The 22,924-nt window shown below is 50.7% G+C and carries 25 protein-coding genes and 1 other RNA gene; 14 read left to right on the plus strand and 12 right to left on the minus strand.

The genetic code is table 11. The annotated features are described in order from the left end of the window. The first annotated feature begins 61 nt into the window (after positions 1 to 61). On the plus strand, positions 62 to 529 hold the full coding sequence (locus ACTHR7_RS05680; RefSeq protein ID WP_070646414.1) for a CinA family protein: 468 nt from the start codon (positions 62 to 64) through the stop codon (positions 527 to 529). A gap of 78 nt (positions 530 to 607) precedes the next feature. Here ACTHR7_RS05680 and efeB read toward each other — a convergent pair whose 3' ends face one another. From efeB to efeU, 3 genes are all read right to left on the minus strand, one after another. Further along, positions 608 to 1,873: an iron uptake transporter deferrochelatase/peroxidase subunit gene (gene efeB / locus ACTHR7_RS05685; protein ID WP_107848557.1), complete on the minus strand. Its 1,266-nt coding sequence runs from the start codon at positions 1,871 to 1,873 to the stop codon at positions 608 to 610. Positions 1,874 to 2,007: 134 nt separating this feature from the next. Next, entirely contained in the window at positions 2,008 to 3,174 is a 1,167-nt protein-coding gene (gene efeO / locus ACTHR7_RS05690; protein ID WP_070606591.1) for an iron uptake system protein EfeO, read from the minus strand. Between the two features lie 12 nt (positions 3,175 to 3,186). After that, complete coding sequence (gene efeU, locus ACTHR7_RS05695) at positions 3,187 to 4,011, minus strand: iron uptake transporter permease EfeU (protein ID WP_049335644.1); 825 nt, start codon at positions 4,009 to 4,011, stop codon at positions 3,187 to 3,189. Positions 4,012 to 4,391: 380 nt separating this feature from the next. Between efeU and ACTHR7_RS05700 the strand changes: the two genes are divergently transcribed. The 3 genes from ACTHR7_RS05700 to ACTHR7_RS05710 all read left to right on the plus strand — a co-directional run bounded on the left by ACTHR7_RS05700 (position 4,392) and on the right by ACTHR7_RS05710 (position 6,410). Continuing rightward, positions 4,392 to 5,567 carry a cytochrome-c peroxidase gene (locus ACTHR7_RS05700; RefSeq protein ID WP_440370497.1) on the plus strand — a complete coding sequence of 392 codons (1,176 nt, stop codon included), beginning with the start codon at positions 4,392 to 4,394 and terminating at the stop codon, positions 5,565 to 5,567. Between the two features lie 138 nt (positions 5,568 to 5,705). Then, positions 5,706 to 6,035 (plus strand): FKBP-type peptidyl-prolyl cis-trans isomerase, encoded by a 330-nt coding sequence (locus ACTHR7_RS05705; RefSeq protein WP_094192864.1) that lies wholly within the window; start codon positions 5,706 to 5,708, stop codon positions 6,033 to 6,035. 126 nt (positions 6,036 to 6,161) lie between these two features. After that, the gene (locus ACTHR7_RS05710) at positions 6,162 to 6,410 is read left to right on the plus strand and encodes a BolA family protein (RefSeq protein ID WP_003686612.1); all 249 of its coding nucleotides are present in this window, start codon (positions 6,162 to 6,164) and stop codon (positions 6,408 to 6,410) included. Positions 6,411 to 6,710: 300 nt separating this feature from the next. On the opposite strand, the gene ACTHR7_RS05715 is transcribed toward ACTHR7_RS05710, so the two are convergent. Then, complete coding sequence (locus tag ACTHR7_RS05715) at positions 6,711 to 7,505, minus strand: class I SAM-dependent methyltransferase (RefSeq protein ID WP_440370498.1); 795 nt, start codon at positions 7,503 to 7,505, stop codon at positions 6,711 to 6,713. Between the two features lie 55 nt (positions 7,506 to 7,560). Next, positions 7,561 to 8,307, minus strand: a complete 747-nt coding sequence (gene bioH, locus ACTHR7_RS05720; RefSeq protein WP_440370499.1) for a pimeloyl-ACP methyl ester esterase BioH — start codon at positions 8,305 to 8,307, stop codon at positions 7,561 to 7,563. On the opposite strand from bioH, the gene ACTHR7_RS05725 reads away from it, so the two are divergent. From ACTHR7_RS05725 to rnpB, 7 genes are all read left to right on the plus strand, one after another. After that, a complete protein-coding gene (locus ACTHR7_RS05725) occupies positions 8,306 to 9,022 on the plus strand; it encodes a ComF family protein (RefSeq protein WP_440370500.1) in 717 nt (238 codons plus the stop codon). The genes bioH and ACTHR7_RS05725 overlap by 2 nt on opposite strands. 64 nt (positions 9,023 to 9,086) lie before the next feature. Next, positions 9,087 to 9,551, plus strand: a complete 465-nt coding sequence (gene trmL, locus ACTHR7_RS05730) for a tRNA (uridine(34)/cytosine(34)/5-carboxymethylaminomethyluridine(34)-2'-O)-methyltransferase TrmL (RefSeq protein WP_070461542.1) — start codon at positions 9,087 to 9,089, stop codon at positions 9,549 to 9,551. Positions 9,552 to 9,599: 48 nt separating this feature from the next. Next, the gene (locus ACTHR7_RS05735) at positions 9,600 to 10,319 is read left to right on the plus strand and encodes a septal ring lytic transglycosylase RlpA family protein (RefSeq protein WP_315039115.1); all 720 of its coding nucleotides are present in this window, start codon (positions 9,600 to 9,602) and stop codon (positions 10,317 to 10,319) included. Positions 10,320 to 10,417: 98 nt separating this feature from the next. After that, positions 10,418 to 11,002: a Holliday junction branch migration protein RuvA gene (gene ruvA / locus ACTHR7_RS05740; RefSeq protein ID WP_049322986.1), complete on the plus strand. Its 585-nt coding sequence runs from the start codon at positions 10,418 to 10,420 to the stop codon at positions 11,000 to 11,002. Between the two features lie 13 nt (positions 11,003 to 11,015). Then, entirely contained in the window at positions 11,016 to 11,249 is a 234-nt protein-coding gene (locus tag ACTHR7_RS05745; RefSeq protein ID WP_440370501.1) for a methionine-binding protein, read from the plus strand. Positions 11,250 to 11,303: 54 nt separating this feature from the next. Then, positions 11,304 to 12,011, plus strand: coding sequence for a hypothetical protein (locus ACTHR7_RS05750; protein ID WP_293203653.1), 708 nt, complete (start codon positions 11,304 to 11,306; stop codon positions 12,009 to 12,011). 53 nt (positions 12,012 to 12,064) lie between these two features. After that, positions 12,065 to 12,426: RNase P RNA component class A (rnpB, locus tag ACTHR7_RS05755), an RNA gene on the plus strand. Between the two features lie 106 nt (positions 12,427 to 12,532). On the opposite strand, the gene mltA is transcribed toward rnpB, so the two are convergent. The 4 genes from mltA to ACTHR7_RS05775 form a co-directional block, all read right to left on the minus strand. Further along, entirely contained in the window at positions 12,533 to 13,855 is a 1,323-nt protein-coding gene (gene mltA / locus ACTHR7_RS05760) for a murein transglycosylase A (RefSeq protein WP_440370502.1), read from the minus strand. Positions 13,856 to 13,946: 91 nt separating this feature from the next. Beyond that, the gene (gene tet(M) / locus ACTHR7_RS05765; RefSeq protein ID WP_063856397.1) at positions 13,947 to 15,866 is read right to left on the minus strand and encodes a tetracycline resistance ribosomal protection protein Tet(M); all 1,920 of its coding nucleotides are present in this window, start codon (positions 15,864 to 15,866) and stop codon (positions 13,947 to 13,949) included. A gap of 15 nt (positions 15,867 to 15,881) precedes the next feature. Then, positions 15,882 to 15,968, minus strand: a complete 87-nt coding sequence (locus ACTHR7_RS05770) for a tetracycline resistance determinant leader peptide (protein WP_011058339.1) — start codon at positions 15,966 to 15,968, stop codon at positions 15,882 to 15,884. Positions 15,969 to 16,205: 237 nt separating this feature from the next. Continuing rightward, positions 16,206 to 16,778 (minus strand): RDD family protein, encoded by a 573-nt coding sequence (locus ACTHR7_RS05775; RefSeq protein WP_070587859.1) that lies wholly within the window; start codon positions 16,776 to 16,778, stop codon positions 16,206 to 16,208. A 240-nt stretch (positions 16,779 to 17,018) separates the two neighbouring features. On the opposite strand from ACTHR7_RS05775, the gene asd reads away from it, so the two are divergent. Next, positions 17,019 to 18,134, plus strand: coding sequence for an aspartate-semialdehyde dehydrogenase (asd, locus tag ACTHR7_RS05780; protein WP_049344926.1), 1,116 nt, complete (start codon positions 17,019 to 17,021; stop codon positions 18,132 to 18,134). Positions 18,135 to 18,225: 91 nt separating this feature from the next. Here the strand turns inward: asd and ACTHR7_RS05785 are convergent, their stop codons facing one another. Then, complete coding sequence (locus ACTHR7_RS05785) at positions 18,226 to 19,023, minus strand: factor H-binding protein (RefSeq protein WP_440370530.1); 798 nt, start codon at positions 19,021 to 19,023, stop codon at positions 18,226 to 18,228. Between the two features lie 197 nt (positions 19,024 to 19,220). On the opposite strand from ACTHR7_RS05785, the gene ACTHR7_RS05790 reads away from it, so the two are divergent. Then, entirely contained in the window at positions 19,221 to 19,703 is a 483-nt protein-coding gene (locus ACTHR7_RS05790) for a dihydrofolate reductase (RefSeq protein WP_440370503.1), read from the plus strand. Between the two features lie 84 nt (positions 19,704 to 19,787). Here the strand turns inward: ACTHR7_RS05790 and ACTHR7_RS05795 are convergent, their stop codons facing one another. Then, positions 19,788 to 20,054: a DUF3079 domain-containing protein gene (locus ACTHR7_RS05795; protein ID WP_003686685.1), complete on the minus strand. Its 267-nt coding sequence runs from the start codon at positions 20,052 to 20,054 to the stop codon at positions 19,788 to 19,790. Between the two features lie 167 nt (positions 20,055 to 20,221). On the opposite strand from ACTHR7_RS05795, the gene ACTHR7_RS05800 reads away from it, so the two are divergent. Continuing rightward, positions 20,222 to 20,677 (plus strand): GNAT family N-acetyltransferase, encoded by a 456-nt coding sequence (locus ACTHR7_RS05800; protein ID WP_440370504.1) that lies wholly within the window; start codon positions 20,222 to 20,224, stop codon positions 20,675 to 20,677. Positions 20,678 to 20,745: 68 nt separating this feature from the next. On the opposite strand, the gene dinG is transcribed toward ACTHR7_RS05800, so the two are convergent. After that, the gene (dinG, locus tag ACTHR7_RS05805) at positions 20,746 to 22,896 is read right to left on the minus strand and encodes an ATP-dependent DNA helicase DinG (protein WP_440370505.1); all 2,151 of its coding nucleotides are present in this window, start codon (positions 22,894 to 22,896) and stop codon (positions 20,746 to 20,748) included. Positions 22,897 to 22,924: the final 28 nt, after the last annotated feature.

Genomic DNA, 22,924 nt, shown 5'->3' on the forward strand with positions numbered 1-22,924 from the left:
CCGTCTGAAACCCGGCGGGTCGAACACCCGCCCCATTCCACCATTTCCATAAGGAGCCGCCATGTCCCATCTGCAAACTATCGCCGAACACCTGACCAGCCGCCGTCAAACCGTTACCTGCGCCGAGTCCTGCACCGGCGGCCTGCTTGCCGGTGCGCTGACCTCCCTCTCCGGCAGCTCGCAATGGTTTCATCAAAGCTTCGTCACATACAGCAACCAAGCCAAGCAGGAGCGTCTCGGTGTCATGCCCGATACCTTGCTGAAACACGGTGCGGTCAGCCGCGAGACCGTCTATGAAATGGCACGCGGCGCAAAGGCCGTGGCGCAGGCAGATTACGCCTTGAGTATTTCCGGCATCGCCGGCCCCGGCGGCGGCAGCGCGGCCAAACCGGTCGGCACAGTCTGGTTCGGCCTGGCCACGCCCGAAGGTTCGTTTGAACAAACCGCGCTTTTCACAGGCGACCGCGAAGCAGTAAGGGCGCAAGCCGTCGAATACGCATTGGCTTTCTTGGCGGAACATTTGGTTTAATAGAAAAAACACAGGCCGTCTGAAATCTGGAAATCAGGTTTCAGACGGCCTTTTTATCTATTCAAACCATCGGCGGATTTATACGCCCAAAAGCTCTTTGCCGAGGAAGCTGCCTTTTTCGACACCCGGCAGGACGAAGAAATAGCCGCCGCCAAACGGGCTGATGTATTCCTCCAGCGGCTCGCCGTTGAGCAGGTTTTGCACGAAGATGAAGCCGTCGGCAAGGTTGGCCTGATAGCAGATGAACACCAAGCCGACATCAAGTTGGCCGTTGGCGGCTAGGCCGCGCGAGTAGTTGAAGGCGCGGCGGTAGAGCAGGTGTTTTTTCATGAACTCAGGATCGCGCGGATTGGCAAGGCGCATATGGCTGTCTTTGGGCGTGATTTTGCCGTCGGCGTCTTTGGCGAAATCGGCGGTGTCGCCTTCTTTTTTACCGTCCATGGGCGCACCGCTGTATTTGCGCCGGCCGAAAATATCGGTTTGTTCCTGCATCGGGGTGCGGTCCCAAAATTCGACAAAGTGGCGGATGAGGCGGACGGCCTGATAGCTGCCGTTTTTCGCCCATGCCGGTTCGTCCAAGCTGTTGGCGGCAACGCCCGTCCACAGAACTTGATCGGCGACTTTGGGATCTTCGACTTTGGGATTGCCTGAGCCGTCGCGGAAACCTAAAAGGTTGCGCGCGGCAATGGCGCCGGGTTCGGCTTTAGGGAGCCAACCGTCTATGCTCCAGCGGATGACGGCAAACTGGGCGGTGTTTTTGATGATGTCGCGCAGGGCGGCTTGGCAGGTTTCGGGGGAGAATGCGCAAATTTGCAGGCTGAGGTCGCCGTCGCACCAAGATTTTTGGAGTTTGTCGTTGGGGAAATCGCGCATTTCCTGCAGGTGTTTCGGCTTTTTGTCTTTGAGGCCGAAGCGGTCGTCAAAGAGGCTGCTGCCGACGCCGACGGTAACCGTCAGCCCGTCGGGACGGAATTGTTTGCCGAGGATGCCGCTGCCTGCAGGCGGGAGTTTGTCGTCGCCGTCTTGGTATTCGCCGCCTTGGGTGAGGAATTCGATGCGGGCGGTCAGGGCGCGGAACAGGTTTTCAAGTTGTTTGGCGTCTTTGGCGGTAACGTCAAAGGCACACATGATGCCGAAGAGCTGGTGTGGCGTGACGATGCCTGCCTGATGCTCGCCGTAACACGGATAGGCCAGCTCGGAATGTTGGTTGTTTTGGGTCTCGGCGGCGGCTTCGCCTTGTTTTTTACCGGCAAAATAACCAGCAACGCCGATGGCACCGGCGGCAAGGGCAGTTTTGAAAAGGGTTCGTTTTTCGGGTTGTGCCGGTTGTTTGTTTTGGCTCATTATTTGCTCCTTGGCAGGGAACGGAAAGATTGCAATCGTATGAAGTAAGGTCGGTTTTCAAGTATATTTGTGTGGGCGACAATAAGATTCAGACGGCCTTTCAATATCCAAAGGCCGTCTGAAAACGCGTTATCTTATTTCAAACCCAAAATGCCGCGCAGTTTGGCCAAATCTTCTGCCAAGGCATTAATCGGCGCCTGCAGGGCTTTGCGGTCTTCTTCGCTCAGTTTGTCGTACAGCTCGAAGCCGTCTTGTTTTTTGTATTTCGCCAAAATGTCTTCAACCTGTTTGAAGTTGGCATCGGTTTTTTCCAACAACGCTTTGTCTTTGGCTTCGATCAGCGGACGGAACAAATCAACGATTTTTTTGGAGCCTTCCACATTGGCTTGGAAGTCGCTCAAGTCGGTATGGCTGTAACGGTCTTCTTCGCCGCTGATTTTGCTGCCGGCCACTTCTTCAATCAGTTCGGACGCGCCGCCGACCACTTTGCCTGGAGGGAATGCCAATGCGTCGATTTCTTTTTGCAGGGCTTCGACATCGGTCATCAGTTTGGCTGCAATTTCCTTCACGCCGGATACGTCTTTTTCTACCCAAAGGGCGTGTTCGATACGGTGGAAGCCGGTAAATCCGGCATCTTTCGCACCGTCTTTGAAGTCGTCTTCACGCGCATCGATGACGGGGTCGAGTTCGCTGAAAAGCTCGGCAATCGGTTCGATACGTTCGTAATGGACGCGGGTGGCGGCAAACAGGGATTTGGCCTTTTCAATGTCGCCGGCTTTAACGGCTTCGGTAAAGGTTTTGGTTTTCGCCACCAGCTCTTTAACCTCGCCTTGAACGTAAGCTTTATAGTCGGCGAGCGGTTGGGACAGTTTTTCCAAATCCGCTTCGTTGGCAGTATCTTTGAAGCCGCTGTCGGTAACAATCAGCTTACCGCGCGGATTGGTCAACAGGCCGCAAGTCATTTCATATTCGCCCGGCAGCAGGGTAACGGTCATTTTGTCGGATAAACCCGGGGCGATGTTTTCACGCTCGTCCACCACCATCACGCCTTTCAGGATTTCCCATTCCAGCTTGCGGCCGCTGTCGTTTTTGATGTTGAACACGACTTGGCCGCTGGGGACGGTCAATTCCATCGGTTCGCAGGCAGTATCGTTCACACCGATATTGACCGAACCGTCGGCATTGGCGGCAGCGGATGCGCCTGAAGCGGCAGGCGCGGCTTTCTCGGCTTCAGGCGGCTGACACGCGGTCAAACTCAAAGCCAGCATTACAGACAAAGCAGTCAGATTGAATTTTTTCATTTTACTTCCTTCTTATTTAGTTAACGTTTTTGCCGGCGCGCTGCCGCGCAAAAACCAAATCATGACGGGAACCAGATACAGCAGCCAAATCAGGACTTCGCCTTCGGTCGGATGGTCGGTATAGCCGAAGAAACCGCCGAGCAGCACGCCTAAAGGGCTGTCCTCATGCAAATATTTCGAGGTATCGAAAGCGATGTCCTGCATCGCATTCCATACGCCAGCCTCATGCAGCGCGCGAAACGAACCGGCCAGCAGACCGGCTGCCACCACAATCAAAAACGCGCCCGTCCAACGGAAAAACTTCGCCAAGTTCAGGCGCATACCGCCCTGATAAATCAGCGTACCGATGACAACCGCCGCCAACAGTCCCAACACCGCGCCTATCGGCATAGACCACGTCGGGCTTTGCTGGAACACGGCCAGCAGGAAAAACACGCTTTCCAAACCTTCGCGCGCCACGGCCAAAAACGCCATGCCGACCAAAGCCCAGCCCTGGCCGCTACCGTGGTTCAAGGCCGACTGGACAGAATCCTGAAGATGCTGTTTCATCGAACGCGCGGCCTTCTTCATCCACAAAATCATGTACGTCAGCATTGCTACGGCCACCAGGCCGATGACGCCGACCACCAATTCCTGTTCTTTTTGCGGAATCTCGCCCGTAACGGAATGAATGCCGTAACCGATACCCAAACACATGGCCGCAGCCAAAAACACGCCCAGCCAAACCTTCGGCATCAGCTCGCTGTGTCCCGACTGTTTCAAAAAACTGGCAACAATGCCGACGATCAGGGCGGCTTCGATGCCCTCGCGCAGCATAATCAAGAAAGCAATCAGCATAAAAAACTCTAAAGTGAAACGTTCATTTGTTAACGCATTTATAACGCTTTACGCTTAATAACGCAAATTATTTTCATTTTTTAATACCCCTATATTTATTAAGATTTTTTAAAAGAAAATAACGAACGTAATCAATAAAAACTAAAAGGCCGTCTGAATTTTGTTTTTTCAGACGGCCTTAAAAACCATAACTACCTGTAAATAAATAATAAAAAAGTTTCATGGTATAAAATTCTCTATCGGTTATATTTTCAAAATTTATCAAAATTAAAAGGTTGATTTATTGCAAGAATTAACAGCAACTTATCTTATATAGTTCAAACACTGCTGCCACAACCAGCAAATCATTACATAACAAATGCATAACAAAGGAACCTCCTATGCCACGTTTGAAACTCTACCAAATCGTTCTGGCTTTGGCCGTTTCTGCCGCGTTGACCGCCTGCGGTGAGAAAACTGCACAAACTACTGAAACTCCTCAAGCTGCTTCTGCCGCGAGCGGTGCCGATGCTGCCGCAAGCACCGCCGCTGTTTCGGCCCCTCAAAATTCTGCCGATGTTTCTGCCGAAGACAAAGCCCTGTTGGAACGCGCGCAAGCTACGTTCAAACCTTTGCCTGACTTAGCCGAAATGCAAAAAGTTCGTCCGTTTACCGAAGAACAGGTCAAACTCGGCCAACAACTTTGGTACGAAAACCGCCTGTCCAAAGGCAACACCGTCAGCTGTAACTCTTGCCACAACTTGGCAACTGCCGGCGTAGACAACATGCCGACCAGCGCGGGTCACAAAAGCCAATTCGGCGGCCGTAACTCCCCAACTGCCCTGAATGCCGCCTTGTTGGGCAGCCAATTCTGGGACGGCCGTGCAGCCGATGTGGAAGAACAAGCCGGCGGCCCATTGCTCAACCCGGTTGAAATGGCCAACGCTACCGAAGCCGATGCCGCCGCCAAAATCGCCGGTATCCCTGAATACCAAGAAAAATTCAAAGCCGCATTCCCTGAAGACGGCGCGGTTTCCTTCAAAAACATCACCACCGCATTGGGCGCGTTTGAACGTACCCTGCTGACCCCGACCCGTTGGGACGACTACCTGAAAGGCAACGTATCTGCCCTGAGCGAACAAGAACGCAAAGGCGTACGCGCATTTATGGACAACGGCTGTATCGCTTGTCACAGCGGCGTCAACTTGGGCGGTAGCATGTTCCAAAAATTCGGTTTGGTGGATGGTCCTTACTGGAAACACATCGACGATCCTAAACACGACAAAGGCCGTGCGGACGTAACCAAAAAAGCCGAAGACGAATTCTTCTTCCGTGTTCCCGGCTTGAGAAACGTTGAACGTACCTATCCATACTTCCACAACGGCAGCGTTTGGGAACTGGATAAAGCCGTCAACATCATGGCAAAAGCGCAATTGGGTAAAACCTTGGCTCCGGAAGACACTGAAAACATCGTTGCCTTCTTGAAAGCCCTCTCCGGCAATGTTCCAGAGTCTGCCCGAACCATGCCTGAGCTGCCCGTCTCCCACGATGTCAAATCCCAACCTGACAACAAATAAGGTTTAGCATAAAACAAGGCCGTCTGAAAATCCGTTTCAGACGGCCTTTTTGTTGCCGGCCATATGGGCGCATTTGTTTCACGATTCCACACAATATGGTAATCTTGAACCGATTTTCACCATACATCCGAAAGGAACATCATGAGCCTGATTATTGAAGACTTGCAAGAAGGCCACGGCAAAGAAGCCGTCAAAGGCAAAGAAATCACCGTACATTACACCGGCTGGTTGGAAGACGGTACCAAATTCGACTCCAGCCTCGACCGCCGTCAACCGCTGACCATCACTCTAGGCGTCGGCCAAGTAATTAAAGGTTGGGACGAAGGCTTCGGCGGCATGAAAGAAGGCGGAAAACGCAAGCTGACCATTCCTTCCGAAATGGGCTACGGCGCACACGGTGCCGGCGGCGTGATTCCTCCGCACGCAACTTTGATTTTTGAAGTCGAGCTGCTGAAAGTGTACGAATAAGCATTTGACGCTTCCAAAGGCCGAGGCCGTCTGAAACCCGAAGTTTGGTTTTTCAGACGGCCTGTTTTTATCAAGATTCGGTATAATGCCCTCTTTTACAAGCAAACCATTTCCCAAGGAACCCCCATGCTTTTACCCGAACAAGTCAAAACCCTGATTGAAGGCGTTACCCCTTGCGAACACGTCGAAGTCGAAGGCGACGGCCATCACTTCTTCGCCGTAATCGTTTCCTCCTCATTTGAAGGCAAAGCCCGCCTCGCCCGCCACCGCCTGATTAAAGACGGTCTCAAGCCGCAACTCGAAAGCAACGAATTGCACGCGCTGTCGATTTCCGTTGCCGCCACTCCGGCCGAATGGGCTGCCAAACAGGCTTAATTTGGAATCAAACAAAAGGCCGTCTGAAAACTTTTCAGACGGCCTTTTTCATACATGTCAAACAGCGCAGACAATCAATATAGTGGATTAAATTTAAATCAGGACAAGGCAACGAAGCCGCAGACAGTACAGATAGTACGGAACCGATTCTCTTGGTGCTTCAGCACCTTAGAGAATCGTTCTCTTTGAGCTAAGGCGAGGCAACGCCGTACTGGTTTAAAGTTAATCCACTATACAAACGCCAAACCGCATTCGACAACACGCAATCGCGGTGTAAACCCTACCGGCACAACCGCCAAACTAGCCCTGCCGTTTCGGGAAAAACTGCACCACGTTCTCCCCTTGCGGCAACACCAATTTCTTCACGGCATGACCGTACACAGTTTCAAGCGTGATGTTCAGACAGCCTTCGTTGGCAAAAATCTTATCCACACATTCCTTGGCCGCTTGCGGATTGCTGAACTTCAACGCATTCCACAATCCCAAGGTTTCCATGTCCTGCCAAAATGTCCCGGCTTTTTTATAGCTCAACTCAAGCTTGGCCGTGTCGGTTACCGGATCGTAAAAGCCGTTGTCGGCGAGCATATCGCCCAAGTCGTGCATATCAATCAGCGTGGGCGCTTCGCATTCGATGCCTTCATGCTTCAGACGGCCTGTCAGCTCGCTCAGGCTGTCACGGCCAAAGTGCGTGAAAAACAATAATCCGTCGGTTTTTAAAGCAGCGGCCCAGTTTTTCAATACCGGCAAAATATCGTTGGCGCGGCTGAGGCTGAGGTTGGCCCACAACATATCGGCGGATGCTTCGGGCAACGGCGCGGTCAGGGCTTGGCAATGCTGCGAGATGGTTTTGCCGGTCAGCTTCTGCCAGAAACCGCCTTTGCGCGCGGCGGCGGCGGTTTTCAAAAAGTCGGCATCCGGATCGTATTCTTCAAACACGGCGTCGGGATAACGCGCGGCCAGCAGGCTGCGGCTGATGTCGGCATCGGCACCAATCAGCATGATGCGTTTGGGTGCATTGCGGACCAGCTGCAGGCGCTCGTCGGTGTCTTGGGCGAGATGGCGGTGAATCTGCCAGCGTTTGTCTTGTTCGGTCATAGTGGGTCGTGTCAGCGGGCTTTGCCCGGCAATGTTTTTATGGTTTAAGGCTATTTCAGACGGCCTTTTCGACAAAATTGCGGTAGGTTTCGACAAATTCGTCGGCATGGCTTAAAAAGGGCGCGTGTGCGGCTTTGTCGATAAGGACCAGCTCGCTGTTGCTCAAATGGCGGTGTAAATATTCGCCCATGCGCGGCGGCGTAATGGCGTCTTTCTGTCCAAACACCAGCAGTGACGGCGTTTGAATAAGCGGCAACAGCGGACGCGCGTCGGCATGGTTGACCGCTTCAAGCGCGGCCTGTAAGGCGGAAGGCGTGCCGCAACGCGCCAAATCGGGCAGCACCCGGTTTAAGATTTCGCTTGAATGCGGCGTATGCAGCAGTTGCAGTTGTAGAAACTGTTTAATATGTTTGGCATAATCCTGCTGGAATGCGCCGACCATCTTGCCCAAGGCAGGTTGCGCCAAGCCTTCGGGATAATCCGTGTCGGCAGTCAATCGGGCAAAACTTGCCGTCAGGCAGAGCGATTGGATTTTGTCGGGATAAAGCGCGGTCAGATACAGGGCAACCAGTCCGCCCAGCGACCAGCCGAGAATGTGTGCCGGCGTGTCGATTTGTCCGGCAAAGGTTTCGGCAACAGCGGCAATATCAAACGGCTCGGTAAAAGGCGCATCGCCGTGTCCGGGCAAATCAAGCGCGCGGACGTCCCAATCGGCAGGCAGGCGCGGTATCAAATCGTCGAATACATGGCGGTTCGCCGCCCAACCGTGTATCAGATAAACTTTTTTGGCGGAGTGTGGCATGAATGTTCTTTCTTGGTGGCGCAGTTTGAAACAGCTCAATGCGCGATGTTGCGTATTATGCCACGATTCCGTTTCAGACGGCCTTTGCAGAGGCTGCGTAAACGATTTGACGGAATATTTTATCGACGCAGCACAAAGCTGCCCTTTGTGTTTCCGCCATGTCGCGGGCGGGGCAGTGTGCGGCAGTTGTCAGAAAAAGCCGCCCGCATTTGATAGAATGTGGGCCTCGCTGTATTACGAACCACCCGTCAGCAGCATGATACGCGAGCTGAAACACTTGGCCGATTTGGGCATGAGCCGTCCGTTGGCGGATTTAATGTGCCAAAACGCACCGGACTGGCTGGCGACAGAACACTTCGATTTCGTCCTGCCCATGCCTTTGAGCAAAGAGCGGCGGCTCAAGCGCGGATTCAACCAAAGCGAGGTGTTGACGGATATTTTGGCAAAACGCTACGGCTGGACGCTGCTGCCGCGCCACGCGGTTTTCAGACGGCACGGCGAGCCGCAAAGTACGCTGAAAAGCGACGAACGTCGGCGAAATATCAAGAATGCATTTAAAATCAAAACTGAATTGCCGAAGGCGTGTAATATTCTGTTAATTGATGATGTCTTTACCACCGGTTCGACTTTAAACGAATTGGCGAAAACGCTGAAAAAATCAGGCGCAGGTAAGATTTTTTGCTGGAGTTTGGCGCGTCCGCCAATGAAAAAATAGCTTAAAGTTTTTGACACCCATGGAACATTTCGGCATTATGCCACTCTATAAGTGATTGATTTATATGTTTACCATAGTTTTGTACCAACCCGAAATCCCGCCCAATACGGGCAATATCATCCGCCTTTGCGCCAATACCGGTGCCGATTTGCACTTGGTCAAGCCGCTTGGGTTTCCGCTGGATTCGTCCAAAATGAAACGCGCGGGCTTGGATTATCACGAGTTTGCCAAACTGACGGTACATGAAAATTTCGATGATTGCCTCAAGGCCCTTGAAGGCCGTCGCATTTTCGCGCTGACCACCAAAGGTTCTACCCGACCCGACGAAGTTTCCTTCCGCGAAGGCGACGTGTTGCTGTTTGGTCCCGAAACGCGCGGCCTGCCTGCCGAAGTTCTCGACAGCCTGCCTGCCGGACAAAAAATCCGCCTGCCGATGATGCCCGACAGCAGGAGCATGAATCTTTCCAATACCGTCGCCGTTATTCTGTTTGAAGCATGGCGACAAAACGGTTTCGCAGGCGGCGTATAACAGGCCGTCTGAAACCGCTGCGTTATCAACTCAAGAACGGAACCCGTTTTGACTTTTACCAAAAAAACCCTCCTTTCCTTAGCCGCCGCCACCATCGGCGTCCTTTCCATCAATGCCGCCGTCGCCGACAGCGTGGTCCGAGTCGAAAAACTGCATCCTTCTGCCAACCGCAGTTACAAAGTTGCCGGCAAACGCTACACGCCGCTGACCAAAGTTTCCTCTTTCAGCCAAACCGGCAAAGCCTCATGGTACGGCAGCCAATTCCACGGCCGTAAAACTTCCAGCGGCGAGCGTTACAATATGAACGCCCTCTCCGCCGCCCACAAAACCCTCCCTATTCCCAGCTACGCACGTGTGACCAATATGCAAACCGGCAAAAGCGTCATCGTCCGTGTCAACGACCGCGGCCCTTTCCACGGCAACCGCGTCATCGATGTTTCCAAAGCCGCCGCCCAACAATTGGGTTTCATCAACCAAGGCACAGCCAACGTCAAAGTTGAACAAATCATCCCCGGCCAAACCGCCGCTCAAACCATTATTACTCCAAACAACAAAGAATTTTTTGTTGATTTGAAATCCTTCGGTACCGAACGCGAAGCGCAAGCCTATTTGAACCAAACCGCACAAAGCCTGCCATCCGACAGCAAAATCATGCTTGAAAAACGCAACTACGAATACGTTGTCAAAATGGGTCCGTTCAGCAGCCAAGAACGTGCCGCCGAAGCAGGCGAACGCGCCCGTCATCTGAACCTGGCATCCGCCATCTGATTTCGTCCGCGTTACCGCTGAAGTTTGATACAATACAAGGCCGTCTGAAACCCGATTGCAAGGTTTCAGACGGCCTTTTTTAATCACAGGGGAACACCATGATCAGCAGGCTCACAGGCAAATTGATTGAGAAAAATCCGCCGCAGGTCGTTATCGACGTCAACGGCGTCGGTTATGAAGCCGACGTTTCCATGCAAACTTTCTACAACCTGCCTCCCGTTGGCGAAACCGTCCATCTCTACACCCAGCTTGTCGTCCGCGAAGACGCGCATTTGCTGTTTGGTTTCGCCTCGGCCGAGGAACGCGCCACCTTCCGCCAACTGGTCAAAGTCAGCGGCATCGGTGCCAAAACCGCATTGGGCATTTTGTCGGCCATGAATGCCGACGAGCTGGCGCAAGCCGTCGCCGAAGAAGACGTCAAACGCCTCTCCTCCGCCCCCGGCATCGGCAAAAAAACCGCCGAACGCATGGTGTTGGAACTGCGCGGCAAACTTGTATCCCATACCGTTTCAGACGGCCTGTTTGCGCCTGATGCCGTTGCCGACGAAAGCCAAGACATCATCAATACCCTGCTTGCCCTCGGCTACAACGAACGCGAAGCCAAAGCCGCCACCAAAGGCATTCCCAAAGGTACGGAAGTCGGCGAAGGCGTGCGCCTGGCCTTGAAAAACCTGCTCAAATAAGGCCGTCTGAAACATGAAGGCATTGGCACTGAGCATCACCCTCTTGCTGAGCGCGTGCGTCTATACCGAGACTCCGTATGGGCGCACCGCCGTCTTGGACCTGCCCGTCCACTCGCAAACCACCGTCAACAAAACCGTGACCATCAACGCCCCGCCCGGGACGACCGTCATCTATCAAGACAGCGAACCCGTCCGCAATTACCCGGCCTATCCCGTTTATCCCCGCCGGGTTTATCGTTATCGATAAACAACGCTGACCGTTTGAAACTATAGGTTCAGACGGCCTGTTGAGAGACCAACCATGAAATACATCCTTCCCCTGCTTTTACTCCTGAGCGCCTGCACACCGGACACCAAGACCACGGATGCCGCATCCGCCCCCAAAACACACGGCTTTGCACACCGCCTGACCGAAGGCGAAAAACTACTGACCCAAGCCCTCATCAAACAAGACCTCGCCGCCTACTTCAAACACGAAACCGGCGGCGCATTTGCCGAACAAGCCCCCTTATTCTCGGCCCAGCAACTTGCCGAACAGAAAAACATCCCCAAAAACGATGCCATCGGCGTTTACGGCAAAATCATCAAAACCCAAGGCCGCACCGCCTGGCTGCAAACCGACAAGCAAACCCTCAAACTCGATTTGGCCGAACCGCTGCAAGAAGCTCAAGGCGAAGTTACCCTCGTCTGCCAACATGAAAACACCACATTCCAAGACTGCCAAACAGAAGAAAACTTCGCCCGACGCTTTACCGAACAAATCTTCTCGGCGGTCGAGTCCGGACGCGTATCCGCCCAAACAGACGCACCGGCCGAAGAAATCATGGCCGGCCGCCTCATCCCGTTTTTAAGTGCCGCCAGCGACTTTACCGGCAACTTCAAAGCCTGCGCCACCACCATGACCGAATACTGCACCAGCCGCCTGGCACGCGAAATGCCCGAATCCGCAGTCCGCAAAAAAGCACAGGAATTGGGTTTGACCGAAATAGCATTTAAAAAGAAAAAATAAATATTTAGGCCGTCTGAACCCTATGGCGGCTGTGTTATAATCCGCACCTCATACAGGTCGGACAGACAGTCGCCGCGTATCGCGTAAGGCATACGGGGAGGAAAGTCCGGGCTCCACAGAGCAGAATGCCGGCTAACGGCCGGGCGCGGCAACGCGACGGAAAGTGGAACAGAAAGCAATACCGCCGATGATTGCCTTCGGGCAAAACAGGTAAGGGTGAAAAGGTGCGGTAAGAGCGCACCGTGCATTTGGTAACAAAGCGCAGCAGGCTAAACCCCATTCGGAGCAAGACCAAACAGAACGCAATGACGCTGCTCGCCGAGCGTTCGGGTAGGTTGCTTGAGCACACCAGCAATGATGTGCCTAGAGGAATGACTGTCCGCGACAGAACCCGGCTTATCGTCCGAGCTGTATGTCCCCATACCGCGGCAGGTTTTAAAAACCTGCCGCATTTTTATAGAAATAAAAAGGCCGTCTAAAACCTCAATCTTGGTTTCAGACGGCCTTTTTTAAACCGCTGTTTATGGACGGTATTCCGGTTTCATGCCGTTGGGCAGGAGCTGCCATACATAGCCGGTGGTTTTCATTTTGCCGGCCACTTCGCCTGCTTCGTCACCATAACCCCAGAAATAATCCACACGGACCGCGCCTTTAATCGCGCTGCCGGTATCTTGCGCCATAATCAGGCGGTTGAGGGCTTTTTTGGTGGTCGGATGGGCAGTGGCGACAAATAATGGTGCGCCAAGCGTGATGTAGTGGCGGTCGATGGCACCGGCGTATTCGCCCATCAACGGCGTACCTAATGCGCCCACCGGGCCGGAATCGCCGCTGCCGGTCAGCTCGCGGAAGAAGACGTAGCTTGGGTTTTGTCCCAAAACTTCGGCAAGGCGGCCGGGGTTTTGCTTCATATAGGCCTTGATGCCCTGCATGCTGGTCTGACCCAGCGGCAGATAGCCTTTGTCCGCCATATAGCGGCCGATGGAAACATACGGATGTTCGTTTTTATCGGCAAATCCGACGCGGATGTATTTGCCGGACGGCGTTTTCAGACGGCCTGAACCTTGAATGTGCATAAAGAAAAGTTCGACCGGATCATCTGCATAACCCAAAATCGGCGCTTTGCCGTTAAGCGCGCCGCCGTTGATTTGGCTGCGGGTGTGGTAAGGAACAAAACGGCTGCCTTCAAAACGGCCTTTCAGCGCAGTGCTGCGTGCTGTAATCGGGAATCTGGACAAGTCAGCCGTGTATGTGCCGCTGTTGTCAATGACGCCGCTGTTTGGGCCGGTTTGGCGGATGCGGACGGTGGCTTTGCTGCCCCTCAAGTTTGCAGCCAGCGGAACGGAAACGAAATCGTTCGGAATGCCGTAAATAGGGAAACGGGATTGGCTCGTGGATTTGTCGTCGCCGCGCAGGACCGGTTCGTAATAACCGGTAATGGTGCCGGCAGGATTGCCGCCGTTATCGACGCGCCATGCGGTGAAATAGCGCTCGAAAAAGTGCTTGGCTTGGAAATGGTGCACCGGTGTTTGCATGGCCTGGATACAAACGTCCTGCCAGCCTTGGCGGTTTTTAAGTTTTTCACAGCCTAAACGGAAAGATTGCAGGCTTTTGGTAAAGTGTTGGAGGTCCCAGTGCGGCAATTCGTTGTAGGAAACTACGGTGTAGTTTGCTCCTCCCCCGCTCACTGTCGTACCGACGGGATCGGGCGTACCGGTGGGGCGGTCAGGGCCTTTGATAACGCTGGTGTCGGTTTCGGGGAGGTTTTTAATGCTTTTGCTCGGACAGGCGGCAAGAATGGCCGCGGCAATGCTGACGAGCGTAATGCGGTACAAATGTTTTTTCATGAAATCAATAGCGTGTCGAAAGGCCGTCTGAAAGCGATTTTTCAGACGGCCTATGTTGGAAAGTGCTGATTTTACATAAACATAAAATACACTAAGTTATTTTATTGAACATATATCGTACTTTATCTATCCGACTATTTGGACGACGAGGCTGGCAAACAGGTTCACCGGTAGTAACATGGTACCCTTTTAACTCTGTTAAACAAACACTACGTCCATTTGTAAAGAAAGTTAAATCACTACGATATTCTTGAATACACCGAGCAGGGATTTCTCCACTAAGAATGACCTCATTATTTTTCAATTGAGTGTCTACGATGTTCGCACAATATTTAGGAGCATCGTTGTATGCTCGTGAAAGATATTCCTGTGGCGCATAAATTTTAAAACTAAGATATGGCTCTAACAATTCTGTTCCAGCTTTTTTTAAGACTTGTTCCAATACAATAGGAGCAAGCATCCGAAAATCTGCTGGGGTACTAACAGGGCTATAGTATAAGCCATACTTAAAACAGATTTTACAATCCGTCACATTCCAACCATATAATCCTTGTTCGCAACCATAGCGTATCCCTTCCATAACTGCATTTTGAAATGATTGATTTAAGTATCCAAGAGAAACCGAGCTCTCATACTGCATTCCACTTCCCAACGGAAGCGGTGATACAGATAAACCAATGGAAGCCCAGAAAGGATTTGGCGGCACTTCGATGTGAATGGTATATTCTGCATTTTTTAACGGTCTCTCCATATAAATGACTGTAGGCTCTTTTAGTTCTATCTCCACATGATACTTTTCTTGCAACAGTGCACTAATCACTTCCATTTGTACTTTCCCTAAGAAAGAAAGTATGATTTCATGTGTCGCAGAATCCACATAATATCGCAGAAGCGGGTCACTGTCGGAGATTTCTAAAAGTGCATCAAGTAACATTTCCCTTTGTTGAGGTTTGCTCGGTTCAACAGTCGTTTGCAGCAGAGGGAGGGGATTTTCAATTCTCTCTCTCTGTGGCAATAGCTTTGTATCTCCAAGAACACTATTTAACTTCAAAAACTCATTCTGCAAAATAACAATTTCCCCGGAATAAGCCTTATCGATTTTACATAATTCACCATTTATTGAAGTATACATTTCTGTAATTTTTATTTTTTCCTTTTCCGATATTCTAACCGAATCTCGCAAATGCAGTACGCCACTATAAAGACGTATATATGCAAGACGCTGTCTTTTTTCCGAATACTCAATTTTGAAAACTTTTCCGCAAAGTTCAGACTGACCTCGATGTGTTGATGAATAAAATTTATTCGTAATCACTTCTATAAGGTTATCAATCCCTATATTGTTTTTTGCACTTCCGTGATAAACAGGGAACAGGGAACAATTATGAAATCTTATGCTTTCCTCTTGTTCGAGTTCTAATGCTTCCAATAATTTCCCAGACGTATATTTCTCCAAAAGGTAATCATTTCCTTCTATTACCATATCCCATTGTTCAGATTCGGTAAAGTTCATTACACGCATATTAGGATGCAGTTCTACCTTCTGTTTGATTACAATTTCGGCAGAAAGTTTCTCTTTAATATCCTGATAAACCGTTGATAAATCAATTCCATTTTGGTCAATCTTATTGATAAAAAAGATTGTGGGAATCCCCATTTTCCTAAGTGCATGAAATAATATACGAGTTTGTGCTTGTACGCCATCTTTTGCAGAAATCAGTAGAATTGCCCCATCTAAAACTGATAATGAACGATATACTTCTGCTAAGAAATCCATATGTCCTGGCGTGTCTATGATGTTCACCTTCGTATTTTCCCACTGAAAAGAGGTTATTCCTGTCTGAATTGTAATTCCTCTCTGACGTTCTAAAAGCGTATTATCCGTCCTCGTTGTACCTTTGTCCACGCTTCCTAATTCTGTAATCGCTCCACTGTTATATAATAAGCTTTCTGTTAAGGTAGTTTTTCCTGCATCAACATGAGCTAAAACTCCAATATTAATAATTTTCATGTGATTTTCCTCCATTCAAAAACCCAAAAGGGCATAAAAATCCCAGTGATAAATACTTTTATCACTGGGATTTTTATGCATAACCATAGGTATACAAAGCATACAGATATTCTCTGGATACTTTAGAATCACATGATAAAGGTATTCTTAAACTGGGTACAAAAAACTAAGCCCTCCTAAAAAAGGACATCTAATTATTTGTTCCCGCTATCAAATTGACAGTTTATTTAAGAATACCTTGCCGCATATTTATTAACTCCTTTTAAATAGTCACTTAAATAATAGCACGTAAGAGCATATTTGTAAAGGAATCTCCAATTTTTTATCAAAAAAAGCGATTTATCGGCGCGGCGGCAATTTGACGACAACCGTATCGGCCAGCATATCGTAGAGCGTGCGGCGGTCGCGTTTGACGGAAAAGAGCATGATGAAGTTGATGAAGGCTATAAGCAGAGAAATCAGGTTTCCACCCGTGTCACTTATTGCCAACGATACAATAGTTACCACAACACCAACAGCAAGCGCCCAAACAACTTCGCGGATTAAAACTGTTCCTTCAAAACCTGGATTATTCCCGTCACTTTTTAACACGCGGATGCCCATAATTTTTTTACCTAAAGACTGACCGTCCCGGCTCATGTAATACAGTTGGAAGATACCGAAAACCAAATAAACAGCCAAAGAAATAAAAAATGTTATGGCAAAATATTCAGGGGTATTAGAAAGAGAAGACTCCGAAACTAATTCTTTGCTTTCATCTAAAGTGAAAACTACCATCACAATGAATGGCAACCATATCAAAAAAGTAAACAGATTATTCAACAAATATGCCGCAACCCTCGCCCCCGGCGAAGCAATATGGACATCTACTATTTCTGTTTGGGGCAAATCCGACAAATTGATTTTGCTCATTTAATCTTCCTCTGTACCATTAATGAAATGCAATTTCATTGCCATCTTAACCTATTTTCCTATCATTCTAAAAATTTTCGATAAAAACCTTTACATTTTCCGCAGACGGCGTTAAAACGTTTGTTTTCCCCTTTTTTATAGTGGGTTAACAAAAATCTGAACAAAGCGGCAGGCGATGCCGTTCCGATTTTTGTTAATGCACTATAAACTTATCCGGATTTTCTTTGTAAGGAGTAACACATGAAAGTAGGTTTTGTCGGCTGGCGCGGTATGGTCGGCTCTGTTTTGATGCAGCGTATGAAAGAAGAAAACGACTTCGCCCATATTCCCGAAGCGTTTTTCTTTACCACTTCCAACGTCGGCGGTGCTGCCCCTGATTTCGGTCAGGCGGCCAAAACATTGTTGGATGCCAACGATGTTGCCAAATTGGCAAAAATGGACATCATCGTTACCTGTCAGGGCGGCGATTACACCAAATCCGTGTTCCAACCCCTGCGCGACAGCGGCTGGAACGGATACTGGGTTGACGCGGCTTCTTCCCTGCGCATGAAAGACGACGCGATTATCGTCCTCGACCCGGTCAACCGCAACGTCATCGACAACGGCCTCAAAAACGGCGTGAAAAACTACATCGGCGGCAACTGCACCGTTTCCCTGATGCTGATGGCTTTGGGCGGCCTGTTCCAAAACGATTTGGTCGAATGGGCAACCAGCATGACCTACCAAGCCGCTTCCGGCGCGGGTGCGAAAAACATGCGCGAACTCATCAGCGGCATGGGCGCGATTCACGCCCAAGTGGCAGACGAGCTTGCCGACCCTTCCAGCGCGATCCTCGACATCGACCGCAAAGTGTCCGATTTCCTGCGCAGCGAAGACTATCCGAAAGCCAACTTCGGCGTACCGCTCGCCGGCAGCCTGATTCCTTGGATTGACGTGGATTTGGGTAATGGCCAGTCCAAAGAAGAATGGAAGGGCGGCGTGGAAACCAACAAAATCCTCGGCCGCAGCGACAATCCGACCGTAATCGACGGCTTGTGCGTGCGCATCGGTTCTATGCGCTGCCACAGCCAAGCCATTACCCTGAAGCTGAAAAAAGACCTGCCTGTTTCTGAAATCGAAGCGATTTTGGCAGGCGCGAACGACTGGGTGAAAGTCATCCCCAACGAAAAAGAAGCCAGCATCCACGAGCTGACGCCCGCCAAAGTAACCGGCACGCTGTCTGTTCCCGTCGGCCGTATCCGCAAACTGGAAATGGGCGGCGAATACATCAGCGCGTTCACTGTCGGCGACCAACTCTTGTGGGGCGCTGCCGAACCGTTGCGCCGCGTATTGCGCATTATCTTGGGCAGCCTGTAATTGAGGTTGGCATGAAAAAAGCAACGGTTTGAGCCGTTGCTTTTTTTGGATAATAACAAGGCCGTCTGAACCTTTCAGACGGCCTTATTTCCTATTCTTTCTTACCGGCCAAACCGATTTCTTTGGTGGAATCGCCAACTTTGATTTGCGCCTTACCGGCAATTTCCTCAGCCTGCGGGCCGAAGAGTTTCAAATCGTAACGGCCGTTTTCGACACCGTTCAAACTGGTTTTACCGCTGATGGCGGCTTTGCCGTTGTTATTGGCAATGCCTGCGGCAAGCAGGTCGACATTATTGTGGGAAGCCATGCTGCTGATGTTGCCGTAACCTTGTTTTTTATCGAAATCGACGGTGTATTTCAGACGGCCGCTGCGGTCGTCGCCATTAAACGCGATACCCGAATACTGATAGCTGCCTTGTTTGGGCAAATTGTGATACGCAGTTTCATCGCCTTGGACTTCGCCGACGGTGAATGTGTATATATCGAGGTTTTGCAGCTTGCCTGCGTCATCGGCTTTTTGTTTGGTGTAACGCGCAGCAACAGTGGAATAATTTTGTTTATACACTTGGAAGTCGCCCGTTTCCAAAGTAATGACTTGGCCGTTTACCTTAATTTTTTGGGCGTAGTCGTAAGAAGATACTTTATCGGTTTTCAAAAAGCCGGTATCGAGTTTGCCGCCTTTTTGCAGGGTTTGCGTTTTACCGTTGGCCGTCAGCTCCAACGTACCGTTTTCAGGGACGGATTCATTCAATTCAACGGACAACACGCCTTTCGGATGCGGATTGAGCGGCTCGGTCACGGCATTCGACAAGCCACTTGTTGCGCCGCCGCAGGCAGCCAACATCAAAGACAGGGAAGCAGTCAAAGCAGAAATGCGGAGAGTTCTCATCATTTTTTCCTTTCCTTTTTTATTTGGTATGATATTTATCATATACCTAAAAAAATGAACAATAAATGATTTTTGTCAAAATTAAACATTTTGAATATTAATTTTATAAATATTGAAACATTTTTAGAATATCGGGCATTCAGTCCATCCAACCTCCCTTCCGCTATAATCATTTTATTTTGCAAACGGATTTCATCATGCCGAAAATCACCCTTATCGCCGCCTACGCCGCCCGCCGCTGTATCGGCATCAACAACACCATGCCTTGGCATTTGCCCGAGGATTTTGCCTTTTTCAAATCCTACACCACCGGCAAACCCGTCATTATGGGCCGCAAAACATGGGAATCGCTGCCGCGCAAACCGCTGCCCGGCCGTCAAAATATCGTCATCACCCGCCAAGATTATCAGGCCGAAGGCGCGCAAACGGCGGCTTCTTTGGAAGATGCGCTGGCTTTGTGTCAGGAGGTTGAAGAAGTCATCATCATGGGCGGCGCGCAAATTTATGCACAAGCCCTGCCGATTGCCACCGATTTGCGTTTGACCGAAGTCGGTTTGGATGTGGACGGCGATGCGTTTTTTCCTGAGTTTTCCACAGAAACATGGCAAGAAGCCTCTCGGGAAAACCATGTTTCCGCCAAAGGCATCGAATACGCGTTTGTGCATTATGTGAAGGCATAATCCGACAACGCAAAGGCCGTCTGAAACCCTGTTTTTCAGGTTTCAGACGGCCTTTTTTTATCTCGTTTGTTTACGGCATTCCGTTTAAGCCGTTTTGTTTTTCAAAGGCAGCTTGATATGCGGTTTGGCTGGCTTGGGTGCTTCTTTTAGTCCAAGTTCGATTTGCTGCTCTTCGCTCAACAAATTGCTCCAATCGCCTTTTTTATACCAGTCGCGGCCGTCCAACTCAATGGGATGTTGGATACGCTCGCAACCGTTGCCGCATTGCAAATCGTCTTCTTTGCAGTATTTGTCGCAACCCCAGCAGATACGCTCGGGATTTTTCGGGAAAATGGGAAATTTCTTAGCCATGATGTTCTTCTTTTGTTTGTGTGCGGTATGGGCAGAATTATAAGTGATTTGAATGGGGCTGGCGGCGGGTTTATCGTGTTTTACGCTGATTTTTTAAGATGTGTTAACCTTTCAGACGGCCTATACTGTAAAAACTATCCCTATTCGGTACAACAAGAGGACCCGATATGAACATATGCCGTCTGAAGCCTGAATTTGTCGAGCCTTTAGCCCTCGCACTGTTTGAGGAATGGCACGATTTTGAGCCGTGGTCGTCTCTGGATAAAATCCGTGCGTATTATGCGCAGTGCCTTAATGGGGATGATTTGCCGCTGGCGTTTGCGGCTGTGGATAACGAAGGGCGGCTGATGGGTTCGGCGGCATTAAAACGGTTTGATATGGCGTGTTTTCCTGAATACGAATATTGGCTGGGCGATGTGTTCGTTTTGCCGCAATTTCGCGGTTTGGGCGTAGGCAGGCAGCTGGTTTCGTTTTGTCTGGATAAAGCACGCGAACTGGGTTTGCCGCATCTGTTTCTCTATACGCCGGATGTGCAGGCTGTATATGAAAAGTTTGGCTGGAAAGAAATCACCCAAATTTGGCACAACGGGGAAACCGTATCCGTCATGAAATTGGATTTATAGCTTGAAAAGAATAAAAGGCCGTCTGAACATTTGGTTTCAGACGGCCTTTGTCTTTGAACAATCCACAACTACCCTATCCGCTTAAACGGCGGCAGACAAGCCAATAATTGTTGGCCGTAGCGTTGCGTTTTGACGCGGTTGTCGAGAATGGTCACGCGGCCGTAATCCTGTTCGGTACGGATAAGGCGGCCAACGGCTTGGATCAATTTGATGCTGGCTTCGGGTACCGTGATTTCAATAAAGGGATTGCCGCCGCGTTGTTCAATCCAACGGTTTTGGGTTTTCTCGATGGGGTTGTCCGGCATCGCAAACGGCAGCTTGGCAATAATGACTTGCACGCAGGCCGTGCCGGGCAGGTCGAGGCCTTCGGCAAAACTGTCGAGGCCGAAAATAATGCTGGCTTTGCCTTCGGCAATGGCTTGATGGTGCCTTTGTAAAAGAACAGCCTTGGGCAACTCGCCCTGCACAAGCAGAAGCGGCAAGTATTCATCAGGCAGGCGCAAAGCGACATCCTGCATTTGCTTGCGCGAGGAAAACAACACCAGCGTACCGATGGCTTCAACCGGCGAAACCAGTTTCGGCAACCATTCGACAATGGCGGCCGTGTGCGCATCAGGGTCTTTAGGGCTGGCGTGTACGGGTGGAATATACAGCTCGCCTTGCGTATCGAAATTAAACGGGCTTTCCAATGCAAGCGTGGTGGTTTCGTGCAGCCATAATAAGCCGGTTTGACGCAAAATCAGGTTGAAGCTACCGAGCGATTGCAGGGTGGCCGAAGTCAATACCGCGCCTGCCGCGCGCCGCCACAGGCTGTTGGCAAGGTGGGATGCGCTGCTGATGGGGCTGGCATTGAAAATATAGTCGTTTTTGTCTTCGGCACGGCGGGTTATCCATTTCGCCAACGGCTCTTCGCCTTCAATGGGAACGGTGGAGAGCAAATCCCAAACCGCGCTGATTTGTTCAATACGGGCGATAAAAAGGCCAAACTCGCTGGTCAGGCGGTCGATGAGCGCACCGTCCTGCTCTTTTTCGCGGCGCGCGGCGGAAAGCGCATCGTTCAAGCCGACAACGTGCTTGAGCAGACTGCGCGCGGCAATGGCCGTATTGGAAACGGTGGTTTCCAGGCCTTCGGGGATTTTGCCGTCTTCCCACAGCCAAGTCGGTTCGTTGTGTTTCCGCCTGTCGTTTTCAGACGACCCCAGACTTAAAGACGGCTCTTCCGCCAAGTGAAACTGCCATTCGTGCAGGCTGTCGAGCAAGGATGTGGCAGCTTCGTCGGCAAGGTTGGCAAGTTCGGCTTTATCGGTCAGTGCGGCAATTTTACCGGTAAGCTGCGGTAGTTTTTCCAGCGTCCAAACGGCAATATTCCATGAATGTTCGGCGGCAAAACGGCTGAGGGCTTTTTTGGGCAGGTGGTGCGCTTCGTCTATGCAATAGAAACTGTTTTCGGGCGCAGGCAGAATCACGCCGCCGCCCATGCTGATGTCGGCAAGCAGAAGATCGTGATTGGCAACAACGACATCGACGGTTTCCAAGACATCGCGTGCCAGGTAAAACGGGCATTCCGGACGGTTGGGACAGGCGGATTTCAGGCAACCGTGGCGATCGTTGGTCACTTTGAGCCAAATCGCGTCATCGATTTTTTCCGGCCAAGCATCGCGGTCACCATTAAAGCGGCGGGCGGAAAATTCATCGGCAATGTCGCGCAGCAGGTTCAACTCTTCCGGTTTTGGTTTGCTGTCCCACAACACTTTCGGCGCTTCAAAGCCAAGTAGGTTTTGCTGGGCGTTGTTTTGCGTCAGTTGATAGAGTTTGTAAGGGCAAAGATAACGGCCGCGCCCTTTGGCAAGCGCAAAGGTCAGCTCCAAACCGCTTTTTTCGACCAGAAACGGCAAATCGCGGTCAACCAACTGCTCTTGCAAAGCCACTGTTGCGCTGCTGACGATCAGCCGTTTGCCGCGCGTTTGCGCCATGATGCCGCCTGCCAAAAGGTAGGCCAATGATTTACCCACACCGGTCGGCCCTTCGATCACGGCAATACTCTCACCCTCGCGTTTGGGCGCTTCTTCGCCTTCTTCACGCGTCAACGTCCGCGAAAAAGCGTTGGCAATCGCCGCAATCATTTCCCGCTGCGAAGCGCGCGGACGGAAACCGGGCAGGTTTTTGCCGATGTTTTGGTAATGGTCGCGGATGGCGTTTTTTTCTAAATCGGTGAGCATTGAGGCCGTCTGAATGGGTTTGCAAGAA

Origin of the sequence: Neisseria sp. P0007.S010, assembly GCF_051962875.1 — a bacterium.
GTDB classification, from domain to species: Bacteria; Pseudomonadota; Gammaproteobacteria; order Burkholderiales; family Neisseriaceae; genus Neisseria; species Neisseria subflava_A.